The organism is Flavobacterium hungaricum (genome assembly GCF_015182285.1).
GTDB lineage: Bacteria > Bacteroidota > Bacteroidia > Flavobacteriales > Flavobacteriaceae > Flavobacterium > Flavobacterium hungaricum.
On sequence record NZ_PRDM01000003.1, the window covers coordinates 231130 to 249509 of the forward strand.

Below are 18380 nucleotides of genomic sequence, written 5' to 3' on the forward strand. Positions count from 1 at the left end.
CGACAAATCCTAAACCCAAAACAAAAAATGATGCTTAAAACCCGTTATGTTGTTTTTTTCCTGTTTTGTGCAATCTTAAAAATGACAGCACAAGATCAGGCAGTTATTTCAGATCAGTTAAAATGGTCAGAACGAATTGCTGTTTCTATTATGAATAAATATCCAAAAGCGTGGCAGCTAGACGGAAATGAAAAACCAAAATGGGATTATAAAATGGGTTTTGTACTTTCTGGTTTTGAAAAATTGTATCAGAAAACAAACGACAAAAAGTATTTCAATTATACCAAAGCGTATGTGGATGAAATGATTGACAGCACGGGAAACATCAAAAAATACGATCTCAAAGAATACAATATCGATTATTTGAATCCGACAAAACTGTTGTTTAATCTGTATGACGTTACTAAAGATTCCCGTTATTTTCAGATTATCGGTAAGGTTAGAAATCAGCTTGAAACGCATCCCAGAACAGCGAGCGGCGGTTTTTGGCACAAACAGATTTATCCAAATCAAATGTGGATAGACGGTTTGTATATGGCAGAACCATTTTATACGCAGTTTACGGTAAAATACGAAAAAGGAAAAAGTTTAGATGATGTTGCCAGACAATTTGAGCTGGTGCACGATCATATGATAGATCCAAAAACGGGATTGGTATATCAGGCTTGGGACGAAAGTAAAGAAATTGCCTGGGCAGACAAACAAACCGGAACTTCGCCTACCATCTGGGGGCGCGGGATTGGCTGGTACATGATTGCCTTGGTAGAAACGCTGGATTATTTTCCGAAGTCACATCCAAAATATAAAGTTTTGGTGGGGTATTTGAATGAAATTGCTAAGAATGTAAATCAGTATAAAAGTGAATCAGGGCTTTGGTATCAGGTTGCTGATAAACCAGAAAAGTTTGGGAACTACGTAGAATCGTCTGCTTCTGGAATGATTATTTATGCTTTTGCAAAAGGTGCCGATAAAGGGTATCTGCCTTCAAGTTATAAAACGACCGCTAAAAAATCTTTTGACAGTTTTGTAAAAGAGTTCGTAAAAGTGGATAAAAAAGGGGAAGTGAATATTCTAAACAGTTCCTCAAATGTGGGTTTGGGCGGCAAGCCTTTTCGTGACGGCACCAATGATTATTACTTAACAGCCAAACCAAAAGAAAACGGTGCGATTGCTTACGGTGCTTTTTTATTGAGCGCTGTAGAATTGAATAAATAACGGTTTAACAGGGATAAAATGAATTACAGAAAGAATAAAAATACTGTTCTAGTTGCAATGACGGGGATATTTCTTTTGCTGTCTGTTCTAGTTTCCGGGCAGGAAAAGTCGGGTTCTTCGGCTGTGATTTCTAAAGATTTAAGATGGTCCGAAAAAATGGCACTTTCGATTATGAAACGTGCACCCAAAGCCTGGCAGATCGACAATAACGAGAAACCAAAATGGGATTATAAAATAGGTCTGGCCATGCTGGCGTTTCAAAAATTGTATCAAAAAACGCATAATCCTGTTTACTTTGATTATGCAAAAGGCTATGCAGAATCGACGATTAACGAATCGGGTGAGATTCTCAATTATAAATTAGAAGATTACAATATTGATAATATCAATGCCGGAAAAATACTTTTTGATCTTTACGATTCGACCAAAGATAAACGGTATCTTACGGCTTTGCAAACCTTGAGAAAGCAGTTAGAAACGCATCCAAGAACCAATTCGGGCGGGTTTTGGCACAAAAAGATTTATCCGAACCAAATGTGGCTTGACGGTTTATACATGGGCGAACCGTTTTACGCGCGTTACACTGCCGAATTTGAAAACAATAAAGCCTTTGACGATATTGTCAAACAGTTTGAAGAAATTCACAAACACACGTTAGATCCTAAAACGGGATTGCTTTTTCATGCTTGGGACGAGAGTAAACAAATGGCTTGGGCCAATAAAAAAACGGGTACTTCACCAAACTTTTGGTCGCGGTCTATTGGCTGGTACATGATGGCTTTGGTCGATGTGCTGGATTATATGCCAAAAGAGCATCCAAAAAGAAAAGAGTTGATTGTGTATTTTACTGATATTTCAAAAGCAGTTTTAAAGTATCAGGACAAGTCAGGATTATGGTATCAGGTAACAGATGCTGGAAACAAAAAAGGAAATTATCTGGAGGCTTCGGGATCTGAAATGTTTGTGTACGCTTTCGCTAAAGGGGCAAACAAAGGGTATTTGCCAAGCAGTTATATCAACGCGGCTTTAAAAGGTTTTGAAGCAATTATAGACAAATTAATTACGGTTGATCCAGATGGCGAACTGCACATTACGCAAGTCTGTGCCAGTGCAGGTTTAGGAGGAAATCCATATAGAGATGGTTCGTATGAATATTATATAAACGAAAAGATAAAAGTGGACAATTCACACGGGTTAGGCCCTTTTATTTTGGCGGCATTGGAATTGGATAATTAGGGTAATTGGGTAATTGGGGCAATTAGATAATTAGACAATTAGATAATTAGGAAACTGGGTAATTGGGGCAATTAGATAATTAGATAATTGGGTAATTAGATAATTGGATCATGAGAAATTAGAAAATTGAAAATAGATAATACAAAAAAAAAGAAAATAGTAGAATTTAAATATATTTTGAAATGAAGAAGAGTAAAAAACAAAGTTATTTCATGTCGGTTTTATTGGTTTGCCTGATAACGGTTACCAGTTGTAAAGTAACTTCTCAGGAGCCTGCAAAAAAAGACATCGTAATCGGAAAGAATTTAAAATGGTCTGATAAAATGGCTTTGACCTTGATGAAACGCCATCCAGAAGCGTATATGCTGGATGATGCTAAAAAGCCAAAATGGGATTATGTACACGCTTTAGTTTTACATTCAATCGAAGAATTATACAAAAAAAATCCAGATCCGAGATACAAGGCGTATGTAAGAGGTTATGTGGATGAATTGGTGCAGGCAGACGGAGAAATCAAAACCTACGAATTTGATAAATACAATATCGATTTGGTGGTGCCTGGACGTTTGCTTTTTGATATCTATGCAGAGTCAAAACAAGATAAATATTTAAAAGCATTACAGCAGATTCGCAAACAATTGGCAGAACAGCCAAGAACGGCCAGCGGCGGATTCTGGCACAAACAAATCTATCCGAATCAAATGTGGTTAGACGGTTTGTACATGGGAGAGCCATTTTACACACAATACACTGTGACATTTGAAAACGGAAAAAGTTTAGACGATATCGCCAAACAATTTGAATTGATTCAGCTTCATGCAACCGATCCAAAAACAGGATTGTTGTACCACGGCTGGGACGAGAGCAAACAAATGCCTTGGGCAAATAAAGAAACAGGAAACTCGCCAAACTTCTGGTCAAGAGCTTTAGGCTGGTATGTTATGGCATTGGTTGATGTTTTAGATTATTTTCCAAAAGACCACCCAAAACAAAAAGAATTAGTAAAATATCTAAACAACACTTCTGAAGCTTTGGCTAAATATCAGGATAAATCATCAGGATTATGGTATCAGGTGACAGACAGAGGCGGTGATAAGGACAATTATCTAGAAGCATCTGGATCTTCAATGTTTGCTTATGCTTTTGCAAAAGGAGCCAACAAAGGATATTTACCATCAAAATACAAAAAACTAGCCAACAAAGCTTTTGACGGATTGACTAAAATTTTAATCAAAAAAGTAGATGAAGACGGCGGTATCACCTTAACAAACTGTTGCCAGGTAGCAGGTCTGGGAGGAACTCCATACCGTGACGGTTCTTACGAATATTACGTAAACGAAAGAAAAAAAGACAACGACCCTAAAGCAACAGGTCCATTTATTTTGGCTGCTTTAGAATTGAATAGATAATTTTATAAGTTCCAAAAAAAACAAGAGTCCCGATCCCGAAGCTTTGGGATCGGGATACTATCTGTAGGATTTAATTGGAAAGCATAATTACCAAAAAATGAAAAATATAAAAGCCTTCTTTCTCTTATTATGTATATTCCTGATACAAAATAACTTTGCCCAAGTCTGGATACCAGACAACGGAGACGGAACCTATACAAACCCTATAATTCATGCCGATTATTCAGATCCCGATGTAGTTAGGGTTGGAGATGATTTTTATATGACTGCTTCGTCTTTTAACTGTATTCCGGGACTGCCAATTTTACATTCTAAAGATTTGGTAAGTTGGAAGATTCTGAGCTACGCGCTGCTAAAACAGCCGCCTTTTGAGACCTATGATCAGGTACAGCATGGCAATGGAGTTTGGGCACCGAGCATTAATTATCACAATAACGAATTTTACATTTACTATCCAGATCCCGATTTCGGAATTTATATGATCAAATCCAAAAAAGTCGAAGGACCTTGGTCAGAGCCATTATTAGTAAAAGCAGGAAAAGGATTGATAGATCCGAGTCCGCTTTGGGATACAGATGGAAAAGCGTATCTCGTACACGCCTTTGCAGGAAGCCGCGCACAGATCAAAAGCCTGCTGGTTGTCTGCACGATGAAACCCGACGGAACTGTAGTAAATAATGACGAAGTGATGGTAATTGACGGACACGAAAGCGAAGGAACGATTGAAGGTCCAAAATTCTACAAACGAAATAATTACTATTATATTTTTGCTCCCGCAGGCGGTGTACCAACAGGCTGGCAGACCGTTTTAAGATCTAAAAATGTTTTTGGTCCCTATGAAAAGAAAAAAGTTCTGGAACAAGGATCTACAACCGTAAATGGGCCGCATCAAGGTGCGTGGGTAACAACACAAACAGGAGAAGACTGGTTTTTTCACTTTCAGGATAAAGGCGCTTACGGTAGAATCGTACACCTGCAGCCGATGAAATGGGTAAACGACTGGCCCGAAATGGGACAGGATTTTGATAAAAACGGAATAGGAGAACCCGTGACGACTTTTAAAAAACCAAATGTCGGCAAAAAATACCCGATCGAAACTCCAGCAGAATCAGACGAATTTAATACGCCAAAATTAGGGCTGCAATGGCAGTGGCAGGCCAATAAACAAACCAATTGGGGAATGGCGACGAGTTTAGGATATCTCAATTTGTACTGTGTAACAGCCGTTGATTCTAAAAATATTTTTAATGCTCCTAATTTGTTACTGCAGAAGTTTCCAGCAGAAGAATTTACCGCAACTGCAAAACTGACTTTTAATACCAGAATAAGCGGAGAATCTACTGGTTTGATCGTAATGGGCTTAGATTACAGCTATTTGTGTTTTAAGAATGAAAACGGAAAATTGTACCTCAGTCAAAAAACAGGAACCTTTAATAAGTCTGTTTCAGAATCAGAATCAAAACCGACAGCCATTTCAGGAAGTACTATTTATTTAAGAGTAAAAATTAAAAAAGGCGGAATCTGCAGTTTCTATTACAGCACAGACGATACCAATTACCAAAAAATCGGAACTGAGTTTACGGCAAAAGAAGGGAAATGGATTGGAGCCAAAGTAGGGCTTTTTGCCTTGGGTGAAAAAGTAACAAACGATTCCGGTAATGCTGCTGTAGATTGGTTTAGAATAACAAAATAAAAGAAAATGAAAGGCATTCAGAAATACATTTTACTCGTTTTTTGCAGTTTAAGCTGGAGCTTGCAGGCGCAGCAGCCCTACAAAAACTGGTCAGAAATTATTCGCAAAAGCGAACCTGCATGGTTTGGTACAGCTGAAGCAAAAAAAGTGGCAGAGAATGTTTTGTTGTACCAAAGAGATATTGGCGGCTGGCCAAAAAACATCCAGATGCAGCAGGAACTGACCGAAAAACAAAAGCGGGATTTACTGACGCTTAAAAAGACGGGAGTAGAAACGACCACAGACAACGGCGCAACCACTCAGGAAATGCTTTTTATGTCAAAAATGTTTGCACAGACCCAAGACGAACGTTACAAAGAATCATTTTTAAGAGGTTTAAATTATCTTTTAGAAGCGCAGTATGCCAACGGAGGCTGGCCGCAGTTTTATCCGTTAAAAAAAGGATATTATACCCACATTACTTACAATGATGATTCGATGGTAAACATTCTGAATGTCATTAGAAATATCGCAGACCAAACCAATTATTATAGTATCAAACCGTCTAATGATATAGTCGAAAAATGTAAAAAGTCCTTTGATAAAGGAATAGACTGTATCTTAAAAACGCAATACAAACAAAACGGAGTTTTAACAGCGTGGTGCGCACAGCATGATGAAGTTACGATGCTGCCGGCAAACGCACGTGCTTTTGAACTGGCTTCGCTGAGTGGTTACGAATCGGTAAAAATTACACTGCTGCTGATGTCGATAGAAAAACCTTCAGCAGCGATTGTAACGGCAGTAAAAAATGCGGCAGCTTGGTTTGAAAAAACAAAAATTACGACTCTGGAAGAAGAAAGAGTACTGAATGACGCTGGGAAAATTATCGATAAAAAAATGGTTCCAGCAGTAAATGCACCGCCGATCTGGGCGCGATTTATGGATTTAGAAACCAACGAACCTTTTTTCTGCGATCGAGACGGAATCAGAAAGACGTCTATAGATCAAATTGGCGCAGAAAGAAGAAACGGTTATTCCTGGTATTCTGATGCCGCAAAAGAAGTATTGAAAAAATTTCCAGACTGGGCAGTCAAAAACGGAACAAAAGTAGGAGCAGCGGTAAAAAAGAATGTTTCTTTGATTACTGTAGCGCAAGACGGCTCTGGCGATTTTACTAAAATTCAAGACGCAGTTTATGCCTGTCCGGCATTTCCGTACGAAACGGTAACCATATTCGTAAAAAACGGAATTTATAATGAAAAGGTGAGAATTCCAGAATGGAATACCAATGTCATTTTGAAGGGAGAGAGTAAAGAAAATACCATCATTACCTTTGATGATAATTTTTCTAAAATCGCTTTAGGAAGAAACAGTACTTTTTATACTTACACTTTATTAGTAGAGGGAGAAGACTGTCTGGTATCCAATCTCACCATAAAAAATGCTTCGGGCGATCACGGTCAGGGCATTGCATTATCTGTAACGGGCAATAGGGTTAAAGTTTCAAATTGTAACCTTTTAGGAAATCAGGATACTTTGTATGTATCGGGTAAAGAAGCAAAACATTATTTTAAAGACTGTTACATAGAAGGTACAACCGATTTTATCTTTGGAAGCGCGACAGCATTGTTTGAAAACTGCGTGATTCACAGTATTAAAAGTTCGTATATCACAGCAGCTTCCACTCCAGAAGGAACCGCTTTTGGTTTTGTTTTTAAAGATTGTAAACTTACGGCCAGTCCAGAAGCAAAAGAAGTGTATCTCGGAAGGCCTTGGCGTATTTATGCGAAAACCATTTTCTTAAACTGCGAAATGGGTAAACATATTAAATCGGAAGGCTGGGAAAACTGGTCGAAACCAGAAGCAGAGAAAAAATCGTTTTATGCAGAATACAACAATACCGGAGAAGGCGCTGCTGTCTCCAAAAGAGTAAAATGGTCGCACCAGCTTTCTAAAAAACAAGCGGCATCATTTACAAACGCTGTTATTTTAAAAGATAAAACAGACAATTGGTTTTTAAAATAGATTTTCATTATAATAGATTGTATTTATTGTAAGAATATTTCAGATAGTTAAAAACTTTTGTAATTGACTTCTGTAAATTAAATCTGAATAATTTTAAAGTAAAAATCGGTATCTTGTGCCATTGAGGTATAAATAACCGGTTAAAACGTCTTAAAATAAGTTTATGATTTTTTTTAGTCCAAAAACAGCGATAATTTAGATCATGCTATTAAATAAACAAACAAATGAGGAATCTTAAATACTTGGTTTTAGTTTTAATTTCTAGTGCCGCTTTTGCGCAGGACAATTTATTTCCGACAGCTAAAGCGGATTCGATTATTAAAAATATACAGCTTCCTGTAATTCCTTCGTATCAAATAAACATTACTCAATTAGGGGCAAAAGGAGACTCTGTTACCGATAATAAAAAGTTTTTTGACAAAGCCATGGCATTGTGCCAAAAGAAAAAAGGCGGCACTATTATCGTACCCAAGGGAATTTACAAGATAAACGGTCCCATTCATTTTGTAAGCAATGTCAATTTAAAGATTGAGAAAGGGGCGAAAATTAAATTCAGTGACAATCCAAAAGATTATCTTCCGATGGTTTTAACCAGCTGGGAAGGAACAATGCTCTACAATTACAGTCCGCTTATTTACGCTGCCAATTGTACCAATATCGCAATTTCTGGAGAAGGAACTCTTGACGGTGAAGGAGGAAAAACCTGGAAAACCTTTAAAGCAAAAGAAGGAAAAGGCAAAGAATTAAGCCGTGAAATGAATCATACCAATGTGCCTGTTGAAAACAGAAAATTTGGAGAGGGTTATTTTTTAAGACCTCAGATGATTCAGTTTCTCAATAGTAAAAATATTTTAGTAGAAAATATTAGAATCGAAAACTCGCCTTTCTGGTGCCTCCATCTTTTAAAATCACAAAGTATAACCATTCGCGGGATCAGCTACAAATCGCTAAATCACAATAATGACGGAATTGATCCGGAGTACGCCAAAGACGTTTTAATAGAAAAGGTAAACTTTGACAACGGAGATGATAACGTAGCCATAAAAGCCGGCCGTGACCACGAAGGCAGGGCAAATACGGCAACGCCAAGTGAAAACATCGTGATTAGAAACTGTAATTTTAAAGGACTTCACGGTGTGGTTATTGGCAGTGAAATGTCGGCTGGAGTGCAAAATGTATTTGTAGAAAACTGCAAAACAATCGGTTATTTAAAAAGAGGCATTTATTTGAAAACCAATGCCGACAGAGGAGGTTTTATCAAAAATGTGTATGTTCAAAACATACAGCTCGATGAGGTAGAGGACTGTATTTACATGACGGCCAATTATCATGGAGAAGGAAAGGGATATCAATCTGATATTTCAAACATTCATTTTTCAAATATTACCTGCAATAAAGCATCAGAATCCGGAATTGTCATTCAGGGATTTCCGGATAAAAAGATCCGAAACATATCTTTAAACAATATCGAAATTAAAGAGGCTAAAAATGCCTTGTCCAATGAAAATGCAGCAAATGTTTTAATGACCGATGTTTTTATTGGTAAAAGAGCGACTGTGCCTACGGCGGCTAAATAGGTTTTTTTTTAAAGGTGCTGAGGTGCTGAGGTTCAGAGGTACAAAGGTACAAAGGTACAGGTTCTGAGGGTTTTGTTGGAGTCTTGTCATTGTAGAGGCTGGTCGCAGTGTGTCTCTAGAACCTATTGGATTAAAACAACAAACAAAAAAACACTGCGTGCTTCGCGGTTAAATAAAAAATATAAAAATGAAAAAATACATCTTCCTGACATTTCTAATTTCTACCGTTTGTTTTGCTCAGAAAACGACTTTATACACGATTGGCGATTCTACAATGGCGAACAAAAAAGATGCTGACCGCAATCCGGAGCATGGATGGGCGCAGGTGCTGCAGCCTTTTTTTAAAGAGGATATTGTAGTGGTGAACAAAGCAGTAAACGGCAGAAGCACCAAAAGTTTTATCAATGAAAAAAGATGGGATTCGATTTATAAAAAGCTGAAAAAAGGCGATTACGTTTTTATCGAATTTGGACATAATGATGAAAAAATAGAAGATTCTACACGTTATACCAATCCGCATACCGCTTATCGGTATAATTTAATAAAGTTTGTAAAGGAGAGCAGAGCAAAAGGTGCAATTCCGGTTTTATTGACATCGATCGCAAGACGTAATTTTAATGAAAAAGGCGTATTGATTCCTACTCATGGAGATTATCCGTTAGAAACCCGTTTAGTGTCACAAGAATATAAAGTTCCTTTTATCGACTTGGAATATTATACAGAATTACTGGAACAATCCTACGGACCAGAGCAGTCAAAACAACTGCATTTGCATTTTAAAGCAGGAGAGAATCCTTATTATGATAAAGACAAAGCAGATGATACGCATCTTTCCTTATTAGGAGCAACAACTATTGCGCAACTTGTTGTAAATCAGATCAAACTTTTAGAAGATGCTTCTTTAGAAAAACTAAAAAAAGGGATTAAGTAGAATGTAAAATGTAGGATGTAAAATGTAGAATGTAAAATGTAAAATGTAAAATGTAAAGTGTATAATGTAAAAATAGATCTTAAAATGCCATTTTAAGACTTTTTAGGGGGATGTACTTGTTTTAATACTTTGATATTTATTCTTGTAAACAGCAAGCTGGTTGTGAAATTCTCAGGATTGATTTATTTTACATTTTTATGATTTAAAAAGAGGAACGTAACGGTTCCTCTTTTTTTTTGCGTTTCCATACCGTTATCCAAAGCTGTTTTTAAAGAAAATGAAACACAAAAAATTGTTTCATTTTATAATTTGAAACAACTTAAAGCGCTCAATTTGGATTGAATCTGAATATTTGATATAATTTTATGTTTTGATAATCAGTGTTTTAGTTTCTGTCTTGTAAGATTTTATTCTTTTTCTCTTTTTTCGTGTTCTTTATAGTATACTCCACAATCATAATCAGCTCCATAACTATTGATACTTTTTGTATAAAAGGTATTTAAAACATACTGGTATCCCGATCTCCAATTTTCTGATAGTCTAAATAACAAAGCAGCGCTTTTTTTTGCTCTTAAACCCTCGCGATAAGTTTTATAAGCCTCTATTTTTTTATACACCTTGTTTTTTTTGATTCAACATTTAAAACTATTTAGTATGAATAGAACATTTACTTTTCCATTTAAGAAAATATCATTTCTGTTTTTCTGGCTGTTAGTACTGCTGGTTTCTCAAAATAGTAATGCCCAAGAAGCTCCAGGGGCGATTACCGCTAATCTTAAATTATGGCTCAAAGCAGATTCAGGTGTTACGCCTGCTGTACAAGGCGCCGCTGTAACGGCATGGAATGATCAAAGCGGGGGCAATAACAATGCGTCAGTTCCAACAGTAACTCCTGCGGCAATAAACCCAACGTATCAGGTAAATGGGATTAATTTTAACCCGACAGTTCGGTTTGAAGGATCAAGTAATACCAATTTTGCTGCCTTAGGAGGCACTTTATCTCCGGCATTAACAAGCGACAATATCTCTTATTTTGCGGTTTTTCTAATGAAAAGTGCCACCAGCCCGTCAGGCCGTGTACTGATAGTCGCTGAAAACGAAGCAACATCTGAATTAGGAACTCAAAATGGTGCCAGTTTATTCAACCGTACCGGTTCAAACATAACTGGTTCAAGAAATAATGTACAAGCACCTTCGGTAGGTCCTGTTTTGGATAACCCCGTTTTTATAAGTTCCAGTTTTAGAAGTGTTAATAATGTATGGAGTTTTTCCTTAAATGGATCTCCTGCGCCACAAACGGCTTATACAGCCAGCGCCTTTAATGCGGGTTATTACCGTCTGGGTCTGGGTACGTTAGGAAACAACGATTGGCTGAATGGGGATGTTGCAGAAGTGATTGTATACGATGCAGATCAAGCAGGCAATTTAGAACAAATACAAAGTTACCTTGGGCTGAAATATGGCATCCAAAAACAAGGCAGCTATGTAAATAGTTCGGGTACAACTATATGGACTGGAACGACTAACTATAACTATCGCCTTGATGTATGTGGGATCGGGCGCGATGATGGCAGCGGTTTGCTGCAGGTACAGGCCAATAGTGCCAATTCTGGCAGTGGTGATGGTACGGGGCAATCCGGAAAAGGAAATATTGTAATCAGTAATCCTTCGTCATTAACTAACGACAATACCTTTTTAATGATTGGTAATGATGGCGGTGCCCTTACAGAAACAGACGTTGTGTTTGGAGGCACCACCACAAAAAGAGTGCAGAGAGTCTGGAAAGCCCAAACTACCGGTACGCCCGGCACCATAACCTTAAGTTACGATATAACAGGACTCACATACTCCGGGCAGAGTGCAAGCGATTATGTACTTTTGGTAGATCCTACTGGTGCCGGCGATTTTACCTCAGGAAGTGTGATAAAATACACAGCAGCTTCCATTATAAATAATAAAGTTACTTTTAATACCGTAGACCTGCCAACAGGTGCTTTATTTACTTTCCAAACATTAGCAGCTCCTACCGTTCAGGCGACAAATGTTAGTTTTACCAATACCACAGGAACAACTACTACAGCCAGCTGGACAAACGGAAATGGCTCGTCAAGAGCCGTATTTCTATATGCTGGAGCAAGCGGCAGTCCGGTTCCGGTAAATAATACCACTTATACTGCAAATACGGTCTTTGGAACAGGAACGCAAATAGGAACTACAGGCTGGTATTGTGTTTATAACGGTACGGGAACGACTGTAAACATAACAGGTTTGACTCCCCTCACCACTTATCAGTTGATGGCGTTGGAATATACGGGAGCAGCAGGTTACGAGACGTATTTAACTACAGCGGGTACAGGAAATCCTGCGGGAGTAACTACTTTGAGTACCGATGCCACCTTAAGTAATTTCAGTATAAGTCAGGGCACGCTCAATCCTGTTTTTGCAAGCGGTACTACTTCTTACACCGCAACCGTAACGAACGCCGTGACAAGTCTTACAGTTACACCTACTACCGCAAACGCCGGCGCAACGGTAATGGTAAACGGTCAAGCAGTGACGAGTGGCAGTGCCTCGGGAGCAATTAATTTAGCAGTTGGCCCCAATGTGATTACCACAGTTGTAACGGCTCAAGACGGCGTAACAACACAAACTTACACAACTACAATATCTAGAGCTAACCTGATTGCGCCTGGAGGTGTATCGGGTGAAGTAATATGGTATAAAGCAAATGAAGGAATCACTCTGAATACTACGAATGTATCACAATGGAATGATTCTAGCGGCAATGCTAATAATGCCATACAAGCAACTGCTGCCGCGCAGCCCGCTTACACGACTAACAGCATCAATTTTAATCAGTCTCTTACTTTCTCGGGCACCAACTATTTAAATGCACCAGTAAACAATTTACCTGCGGGTACTAGTGCACGTTCTATATTTGTTGTCGCAGCTTCTAGCAATACGCAGCCTACTGCCAGCTGGGTTTATGGCTATGGTTCAGGAAGCATAGGCAGAGCCTTTAACGTAGGTAAAGTAGCAGCCACAACGACTTTGTTTTTAAGTGGGTTTAGTATTGATACACAATCTTCAGCTAATTTCTGGACTGCCAATGTACCCAAATTAGGGGCAGTTACTTATAATTCGCCAACAGTATCTTTTTTTGATGCTGGTGCTCCTATTGGTACTGCAACTCAGGCTGCGTATAATACATTAATTACTGCTAATAGTGGGAGAATAGGCGCTTTTGTAAATTCTGGAGTAGAAATATGGAGAGGAAATATTGCAGAAATAATTTTATATCCTTCGTTAATTTCAGGTACTGCGGCAGCCAGTGTAGAATCTTATCTGGCGCTTAAATATGGTATTCATAAAACTGGTGACTATCTTAACAGCGCAGGTACTGTAGTTTGGGATGCTGCAGTAAATACCACCTATCATAATGATGTATTTGGAATAGCACAGGATGATGATTCCATTTTGCTGCAAGCCATTTCTAACAGTACCAATACCGGCAGCGGAGATGGTACGGGACAAAGTGCAAAGGGAAATATTATAATCAGCAATCCATCTTCTTTAGTAAATAATTCATTTTTAATTGTGGGGCATAATACGGGGCCGTTAACAGAAATAAATGGAACTGCTGCGGGAGGTGCTGCTATAAAAAGAGTAGAGAGACTTTGGAAATCTCAAACTACCGGTACACCCGGAAACGTAACATTGAGCTATGATGTAACGGGACTTAGTTACAGCGCACAAAGTTTTAGCGATTATAAGCTATTAGTGGATCCAACAGGTACAGGCGATTTTACCGGAGGAAGTGTGGTAAAATATGACGCTGCATCTCTAACCGCAAATAAAGTTACCTTTAATGCTGTAGCACTGCCAACAGGAGCGGTCTTTACTTTTCAGACATTTGCAGCCCCTGCGGTTCAGGCAACAAATGTTACTTTTACCAATACGACAGGAACTACCGCTACAGCCAGCTGGACCAATGGTAACGGAACGGCAAGAACCGTATTTATGTATGCCGGAACAAGCGGCAGTCCGGTTCCGGTAGATAATACCACTTATACGGCAAATACGGTCTTTGGAACAGGAACGCAAATAGGAACAACAGGCTGGTATTGTGTGTATAATGGTACAGGAACAACAACAATTGTAACGGGATTAAATCCCTCAACGACCTATCAGCTAATGGTGGTTGAATATACGGGAGCAGCAGGAAGTCAGCTTTACTTAACCACACCAGATACAGGAAATCCTGCGGGAGTAACTACTTCAGCCATTGTAGGCCCGGGGGGGATTGCTGCCAATCTTAAATTATGGCTTAAAGCCAATTCGAATGTTAGCCCTTCGACTCAAGGCGCAGCCGTAACGGGATGGAATGATCTAAGCGGCGGCGGTAATCATGCTGTTTACGCCACTCCGATGTTTTCACAAACCGTACTGAATCCTACTTATCAGTCAAATTCATTTAATTTTAATCCGACAGTCCGCTTTGCAGGAACAAGCAATACGAGTTTTGCAGCAATAGGAGGAACTTTATCTCCAGCAGTAACCAGTAATAATATATCGGTCTACGCTGTATTTTTAATGAACTCTACATTGAGCAGCGGATCTTCTCGTATTTTTATGATTTCGCAGAATGCATCAACCTCTGATTGGCAGAATCAGGCAGGTGCTACTTTGATAGGACGTAATCTGAACAATATGAGAGGTGACAGAAATACTTTAGTAGGACCCATTGTAGGCCCTGTTGTAGGTACATCTGTTATAGCGTCTACCCATTTTAAGACGAATAACCAATGGGTTTCTGAAATAAATGGAAATTCTTTCACTAGTACAGCCTATACAGCAGCAGCATTCAACGCTTCTTATTATCGATTAGGTCAGAGTACCTTTAATGCTAACGATTATTTAAATGGAGATATAGCCGAGGTTATTTTTTATGAAGCAGATCAATCTTCTCTTGCCGGCCATAACCAAATAGAAAGTTATCTGGCACTTAAATACGGTATTCATAAGATCGGCAGTTATGTTAACAGTTCCGGTACTATTACTTGGGATGCGGCTGCTAATACAGCCTATCATAATGATGTATTCGGAATAGGACAAGATGATACTACCGGCTTACTGCAAATACAATCCAACAGTTCGAATACTGGCGGTGGAGAGGGTACGGGACAAAGTGCAAAGGGAAATATTATAATCAGTAATGCATCATCTTTAGCAAATAATTCATTTTTAATGGTGGGGCATAATACCGGTCCTTTAACAGAAATAAATGGAACTGCTGCGGGAGGTTTGCCTATAAAAAGAGTAGAAAGACTTTGGAAATCTCAAACTACCGGTACACCCGGAAACGTAACATTGAGCTATGATGTAACGGGACTTACTTACACTGCACAAAGTGTTAGCGATTATGCTTTATTAGTGGATCCAACGGGTACGGGCGATTTTACGGGAGGAAGTGTTGTAAAATATCCAGCGGCATCTCTAACCGCAAATAAAGTTACCTTTAATGGTGTAGCACTGCCGACAGGAGCAGTCTTTACTTTTCAGACATTTGCGGCTCCGACAGTTCAGGCGACGGATGTTATTTTTACCAATACGACAGGAACAACTACCACAGCGAGCTGGACGAATGGTACCGGAACAGCAAGAGCCGTATTTATGTTTGCAGGAGCAAGCGGCAGCCCAGTTCCCGTAAATAATACCACTTATACGGCAGATACAGCCTTTGGAACAGGAGCGCAAATTGGTACATCAGGCTGGTATTGTGTGTATAACGGAACAGGAACCACTGTAGATATAACAGGTTTGACACCAGCGACAGCCTATCAGTTAATGGTGGTTGAATATACTGGAACAGCAGGAAGTGAGTTATACTTAACCACACCAGCCGCAGGGAATCCTGCTGCAGTGACAACTCTTAGCAATGATGCAACTTTAAGTAATTTAAGTATTAGTGAAGGAACATTAACACCTGTTTTTGCTACAGGCACAACGAGTTATACCGCTAATGTTGCTAATGCCGTTACAAGTCTGACCGTAACACCAACAACGACAGATTCTAATGCAACGGTAACCGTAAACGGAACAACAGTAACGAGCGGGACTGCTTCTAGCGCAATTAATTTAGCAGTTGGCCCAAATGTGATTACTACAGTGGTAACCGCTCAGGACGGTACAACTTTAGGAACGTATACAATAACCGTAACCAGAACAGCACCACCCACTATCACAACTTCTGGGACTTTGTCTGCTTTAACCACAACCTACGGGACAGCCTCTGCTTCTACAACTTTTAACGTTTCAGGTACCAACATGTTCGAAGGAGTGGTGATTTCGCCCCCTGCAGGATTTGAAGTAAGCAGCGATAATATCAATTTCGCTGTCAGCATTGCTATAGGAGGATCAAGCACAATTACAGACGTACCAGTTTATGTAAGATTAAAAGAAACAGATGCAGTAGGAGATTATTCTGGAAATATAGTGTTAACCAGTGATGGCGCGGCAGATGTAAATGTGCCAACGGTTTTAAGCACAGTAACCCCTGCTGCTTTAACAATCACCGCCGATAATCAGACTAAAGTCTACGGCGAAGCCAATCCGACGTTAACGGCAAGTTACAGCGGCTTTGTAAACGGAGATACCGAAGCAAGTTTAACTACTGCACCGACAATTACGACAACTGCTGATACTACAAGTCCAGCAGGAACGTATCCGATAACAGCCAGCGGAGCAGTCAATACCAATTACACCATCAATTATGTAGACGGAACTTTGACCGTAACGCCTGCAATATTAACGATCACCGCCGATAATCAGACGAAAGTCTACGGCGAAGCCAATCCGACCTTAACAGCGAGTTACAGCGGATTTGTAAACGGAGATACCGAAGCGAGTTTAACTACGCCTCCGACAATTACCACAACGGCCGATGGGACAAGTCCGGCAGGAACGTATCCGATTACAGCCAGCGGAGCGGTTTCATCAAACTACACGATTAGTTATGTAGACGGCACTTTAACGGTAACTCCTGCGATCTTAACGATCACGGCCGATAACCAGACGAAAGTCTACGGCGAAGCGAATCCGACGTTAACGGCAAGTTACAGCGGATTTGTCAACGGTGATACGGAAGCGAGTTTAACTACTGCGCCAACGATTGCTACAACTGCCGATGCGACAAGTCCAGCAGGAACGTATCCCATAACAGCCAGCGGAGCAGTCAATACCAATTACACCATCAATTATGTAGACGGAACTTTGACCGTAACGCCTGCAATATTAACGATCACGCCTAATGAAGAAAAAAGTTTGGAGCTGCACTCCTCAAACACAGATCCTAAATTTCCGATAAAGACAAGTGTCAGGTTTGGAAAGAGAGAAGCAAAAGACCTGCCCGTGCATCCTGATACTCAAGAGGTTTTGATGGCCAATCAAGTACATAAAAAACTAGGATATCAAAAATATCAAACCGACGGACCGACTTGGGAAAATGACAAAGTGGGTTTTAGACATTATTTGGACGGAAGAAATTCTAAAGATGTTTTTGGAAAAAAATTACCGGGTATTACACCGGAGAATGTTGGAATCAATAGTAAAGGAGCGGTAGAAGACAACTACCACGTAATGTACGATTGGGGAAGGGATATTTTTCCTGTCGGGAATTCTGCGGGCTTAGGCGGTTATGCGCTGCTGATTGATGATAAGATAAACAGACTCGGAATATTAGGAAATGATACTATAAATAATGTCGAAAAAACGATTTTTAAAATTGTAAGTGAAGGACCGGTAAATTCGGTTTTAAGTTATGAATATCAAAACTGGAAAGCGGGAGGAAATTTGTATCAAGTACAGGAAACTACTTCGATCTGGCCGGGAATGTACGGTTTTAAAAATACGGTTTCGATTGAAGGCTTAAAAGGAAAAGAAACTTTTGCAGCCGCAATTTCTAATTTGAACAATAAAAATCCGCTGCAAGTAATTGAAGCCGGCGACTGGGTCTGCCTGATACAGCATGATTATCTGACCTACGAGCGCCAGTGGATTTTGGGAACAGCAATTCTGGTTCCTAAAAATAAGTACCAAGGTTATATTGAAGCACCAAAAACGGGGCAGTTAACAGATTCTTATTTAGCCAGACTCAAGCTGGAAAATAATGAAAAAATAAGTTATTATGCCATTGCCGCCTGGGAGCTTAGTGCCGATAAAGGTTTTAAGGACAGTGCTTTTTTTACAAACTATGTGACCAATCTGGCCAAACAGCTTTCTGCTAAAATTAAAGTGGACATTAAATAAAAAAA

At 39.4% G+C, this 18380-nt stretch carries 9 protein-coding genes; 8 read left to right on the forward strand and 1 reads right to left on the reverse strand.

The window, feature by feature from the left end:
- Window positions 1-81: 81 nt before the first annotated feature.
- The 7 genes from C4F50_RS14370 to C4F50_RS14400 all read left to right on the forward strand — a co-directional run bounded on the left by C4F50_RS14370 (window position 82) and on the right by C4F50_RS14400 (window position 10068).
- Window positions 82-1215, forward strand: a complete 1134-nt coding sequence (locus tag C4F50_RS14370; RefSeq protein ID WP_228012033.1) for a glycoside hydrolase family 88/105 protein — start codon at window positions 82-84, stop codon at window positions 1213-1215.
- A gap of 18 nt (window positions 1216-1233) precedes the next feature.
- The gene (locus C4F50_RS14375) at window positions 1234-2451 is read left to right on the forward strand and encodes a glycoside hydrolase family 88/105 protein (protein WP_228012034.1); all 1218 of its coding nucleotides are present in this window, start codon (window positions 1234-1236) and stop codon (window positions 2449-2451) included.
- 182 nt (window positions 2452-2633) lie between these two features.
- The gene (locus C4F50_RS14380) at window positions 2634-3860 is read left to right on the forward strand and encodes a glycoside hydrolase family 88/105 protein (protein WP_194139348.1); all 1227 of its coding nucleotides are present in this window, start codon (window positions 2634-2636) and stop codon (window positions 3858-3860) included.
- A gap of 97 nt (window positions 3861-3957) precedes the next feature.
- Window positions 3958-5553: a glycoside hydrolase family 43 protein gene (locus tag C4F50_RS14385; RefSeq protein WP_194139349.1), complete on the forward strand. Its 1596-nt coding sequence runs from the start codon at window positions 3958-3960 to the stop codon at window positions 5551-5553.
- A gap of 6 nt (window positions 5554-5559) precedes the next feature.
- The gene (gene pelA / locus C4F50_RS14390) at window positions 5560-7560 is read left to right on the forward strand and encodes a pectate lyase (RefSeq protein ID WP_194139350.1); all 2001 of its coding nucleotides are present in this window, start codon (window positions 5560-5562) and stop codon (window positions 7558-7560) included.
- A 224-nt stretch (window positions 7561-7784) separates the two neighbouring features.
- Window positions 7785-9137, forward strand: a complete 1353-nt coding sequence (locus tag C4F50_RS14395; RefSeq protein ID WP_194139351.1) for a glycoside hydrolase family 28 protein — start codon at window positions 7785-7787, stop codon at window positions 9135-9137.
- 187 nt (window positions 9138-9324) lie between these two features.
- On the forward strand, window positions 9325-10068 hold the full coding sequence (locus C4F50_RS14400; RefSeq protein ID WP_194139352.1) for a rhamnogalacturonan acetylesterase: 744 nt from the start codon (window positions 9325-9327) through the stop codon (window positions 10066-10068).
- A 407-nt stretch (window positions 10069-10475) separates the two neighbouring features.
- Here the strand turns inward: C4F50_RS14400 and C4F50_RS25650 are convergent, their stop codons facing one another.
- The gene (locus C4F50_RS25650) at window positions 10476-10685 is read right to left on the reverse strand and encodes a hypothetical protein (RefSeq protein WP_228012035.1); all 210 of its coding nucleotides are present in this window, start codon (window positions 10683-10685) and stop codon (window positions 10476-10478) included.
- A gap of 37 nt (window positions 10686-10722) precedes the next feature.
- Between C4F50_RS25650 and C4F50_RS14405 the strand changes: the two genes are divergently transcribed.
- The gene (locus C4F50_RS14405) at window positions 10723-18375 is read left to right on the forward strand and encodes a DUF8202 domain-containing protein (RefSeq protein ID WP_194139353.1); all 7653 of its coding nucleotides are present in this window, start codon (window positions 10723-10725) and stop codon (window positions 18373-18375) included.
- Window positions 18376-18380: the final 5 nt, after the last annotated feature.

Excerpts from the sequence above, each read along its gene's own strand:
- C4F50_RS14400 (WP_194139352.1), top strand. The coding sequence starts at position 9,325 with ATGAAAAAATACATCTTCCTGACATTTCTAATTTCTACCGTTTGTTTT.
- C4F50_RS14380 (WP_194139348.1), top strand. The coding sequence starts at position 2,634 with ATGAAGAAGAGTAAAAAACAAAGTTATTTCATGTCGGTTTTATTGGTT.
- C4F50_RS14405 (WP_194139353.1), top strand. The coding sequence starts at position 10,723 with ATGAATAGAACATTTACTTTTCCATTTAAGAAAATATCATTTCTGTTT.
- C4F50_RS14375 (WP_228012034.1), top strand. The coding sequence starts at position 1,234 with ATGAATTACAGAAAGAATAAAAATACTGTTCTAGTTGCAATGACGGGG.
- C4F50_RS14370 (WP_228012033.1), top strand. The coding sequence starts at position 82 with ATGACAGCACAAGATCAGGCAGTTATTTCAGATCAGTTAAAATGGTCA.
- C4F50_RS14385 (WP_194139349.1), top strand. The coding sequence starts at position 3,958 with ATGAAAAATATAAAAGCCTTCTTTCTCTTATTATGTATATTCCTGATA.
- C4F50_RS14395 (WP_194139351.1), top strand. The coding sequence starts at position 7,785 with ATGAGGAATCTTAAATACTTGGTTTTAGTTTTAATTTCTAGTGCCGCT.
- pelA (WP_194139350.1), top strand. The coding sequence starts at position 5,560 with ATGAAAGGCATTCAGAAATACATTTTACTCGTTTTTTGCAGTTTAAGC.